This is a genomic window from uncultured Mailhella sp., from assembly GCF_947631555.1.
Lineage (GTDB): Bacteria > Desulfobacterota > Desulfovibrionia > Desulfovibrionales > Desulfovibrionaceae > Mailhella.
On record NZ_CANRLT010000146.1, the window covers coordinates 1 to 2,877 of the forward strand.

Annotated in this window: 3 protein-coding genes; all 3 read right to left on the reverse strand. The window is 60.6% G+C overall.

Going from position 1 to position 2,877, the window contains the following annotated elements; translation table 11 throughout:
- Positions 1-1,027: phospho-N-acetylmuramoyl-pentapeptide-transferase (gene mraY, locus Q0Z94_RS11645; protein WP_298069889.1), on the reverse strand; the 1,027-nt coding region annotated here is incomplete at its 3' end.
- Positions 1,017-2,411, reverse strand: a complete 1,395-nt coding sequence (murF, locus tag Q0Z94_RS11650; RefSeq protein ID WP_298069892.1) for a UDP-N-acetylmuramoyl-tripeptide--D-alanyl-D-alanine ligase — start codon at positions 2,409-2,411, stop codon at positions 1,017-1,019. The genes murF and mraY, both read right to left, overlap by 11 nt.
- On the reverse strand, positions 2,411-2,877 hold a 467-nt coding region (locus Q0Z94_RS11655), incomplete at its 5' end, for a cyanophycin synthetase (RefSeq protein WP_298069890.1). The genes Q0Z94_RS11655 and murF, both read right to left, overlap by 1 nt.

Here is a 2,877-nt window from a genome sequence, read left to right on the forward strand (position 1 = left end):
CACCCATTACCCGTGGATATCCGCCGATCAGCACGTTAAAATTGCAGGACATAGTGTCCTCCAGCGGCGTCATGCGGAACAGCCGTTTGCCGTGGGTGATTTTGAAATAGCCGACCTGAAGAATGACGGACACCGTTTCCATGACGAAAAGTCCGCCCGCCACGATGAGGATGAGTTCCTGCTTGCAGAGTACAGCGAGAAAGCCGAGAACTCCGCCGAGGCTCAGCGCACCCACATCGCCCATGAACACCTGTGCGGGAAAACAGTTGAACCACAGGAAACCGAGTCCCGCGCCCATGAGAGCGCAGCAGAACACGGTAACTTCGCCGACGCCGGGCACGGCGGGAACCTGGAGATACTGTGCGAAGCTGGAATGGCCGGCCACATAGATGAAGATGGCGTAGACCATGGTGCACATGATCACGGGCAGGATGGCGAGTCCGTCCAGTCCGTCGGTCAGGTTGACGGCGTTGGAGGAGGACAGAAGCACAACCACGGCGAAGACGACGTAGAACATGCCGAGGTCGGGCATGAACTGCTTGAAGAAGGGCACAGACAGCTTGCTGGAATAGGCGGGCTGATTCAGCAGCAGGGTTATGGCGATGACGGAGACAAGGACAAGACCGAGCATTTTGGCCCGCGGCGTAAGTCCCTGATTGGTGTGACGGTGTATCTTGGAATAGTCATCCACAAAACCCACGAGACCAAAGCCCGCGAAGACGAAGAGGGTGAGCCAGATATAGACGTTGGAGAGATCCGCCCACAGCAGCGTGGAAAGGCCCGTTCCGGCGATGATGAGCAGGCCGCCCATGGTGGGAGTGCCGGCCTTGGACAGGTGTTCGGGCACATAGGAGAGTATGGGCTGGCCGATTTTCAGCAGCGCAAGCTTCTTCAAGAACCAGGGGCCGGTGAGAATGGTGAAGAGCAGCGCGAAGATCATGGCAGCCGCGGAACGGAAGGTGATGTAGCGGAAGACGTTCAGCAGGGTCAAATACTGACTGAACGGGACGAGGAGGTTATACAGCATGACAGACCCGTTCCATAAAGAGTTTCACAAAGCGTTCCATGCGGTTGCGGCGCGAACCCTTGAACAGTGCCAGGCCTGCTAAGACATGGGGATAGGCAGCACGCCATTCTTCCAGAGCGGCGGAGAAGTCTTCCGGTCCTGAAAAGGCGGCGTAATGCCCGGAGAAGGCACCCGTTTCAAGTCCTTCCTGCACTTCAGCGGCGTGTTCGCCCGTCCAGAATACCGCCTGGCAGCCGGAAGCGGCGAGTTTCTGCCCAAGCTTGCGGTGTTCGTCTTCGGCCTTGTCTCCCAGTTCGGCCATGGCTCCCATGACGCAGAGGAAGGGCCGTCCGCCAGCGAGTTCGGCCGCGGCTTCGATCATGCGCCCGGCGGACAGGGGATTGGCGTTGTAGCTGTCATCAATGACGCTCCAGCCGCCGGTCTCATGGCGGGCAAAGCGCTGTGCGGGAAGAGATGCGCCTTCCAGCCCCTGAATGATTTCCTGACGGGAAAGTCCCAGAAGGTGCGCGGTGGCAGCTGCAGCAAGCACGTTTTCCGCGGCGTAGGCGCCGGAGAGCGCGCAGGTCACGTCGAACGATTCTCCATCGAGGTAAAGACGGCAGCGGCTGCACCCGTTTTCGTCAAGGCCGAGGTATTCTGCCCTGTACGGGGCTTTGCGTCCGAAGGCGGAAAAGAAGATTGTATCCGGCCGCAGGGCTTTGGCTTCGCTGACGAGATCCTCATAATCGGCGCTGACAAGGGCGATGCCGCCCTTTTTCAGATAGTTCAGCAGCTTTGACTTGTAATAGGCCGTGCCTTTTTTCCCCAGCCCCAGGGAATGGCCGGTTCCGGCGTTAAGAATGACGGCAAGGTCGGGTTCGAGAATGGGGCCGAGTTCGTCCATGTCGTCGGGGCGGCTGATGCCTGCTTCCATGACCCAGAAGCTTTCGTCCCCGTCCGCCTCCAGCATGGAAACGGGCATGCCTACCTGCGTATTGAGATTCAGAGCCGTGCGCGCAGTCTTGCCTCGGCAGGAAAGGATGCTGCTCAAAAGTTCCTTGGTCGTGGTCTTGCCCGCCGTCCCAGTGAGGCCCACAACCTTGCCTTGAAACGAGGACCGCCAGTCATGGGCGATGAGACCGAGAGCCTTCACGCTGTTCTGAACAAGCAGTACGGGAACCGGCGGCTTGCCGGCGAAGGGGTCGTGTTCGGCAAGCACGGCGGAAGCGCCCGCCTGCACCGCAGCGGCAGCGAAGAGGTGGCCGTCGGTCTTTTCGCCGGGGATGGCCACAAAGAGCTGTCCGGGGCGCACTGTGCGGTTGTCGGATGCCGCCCCTGTGAGCGTGACTTCCGCGGGGCGGAGAATCTCGGCGTGGGCGGCGCGGGCCGCGTGTTCAAGAGTCATCAGCACGAGAGCAGCTCCTTCAGAATTTCCTGATCGCTGAAATGGTGTTTTTCCGTACCGATAATCTGGTAGTCCTCATGTCCCTTTCCGGCCACAAGGAGCGCGTCTCCGGGACGGAGCAGGCTGACGGCAAGTTCAAGGGCTTTGCGGCGGTCTGTTTCGCGGTGCAGCTCATGCGCCTGAGCAAGACCGGGCATCACATCGTCGATGATGGCTTCCGGGTCTTCCGTGCGCGGGTTGTCGGAAGTGACGATGACGACTTCACTGCGCGAGGCCACGGCTTCGCCCATGAGCGGGCGCTTGGTGCGGTCACGGTCGCCGCCGCAGCCGAACACCGTGATCAGGCGCTTGAACCGTGCCTGGCGCAGGGCATCGAGCACGCGAACGAGGGCGTCAGGGGTGTGGGCATAATCAACAAAGACGCCCATGCCTGCGCCGGGAAGCTGGGGATCGTCGCCGGAAGGCG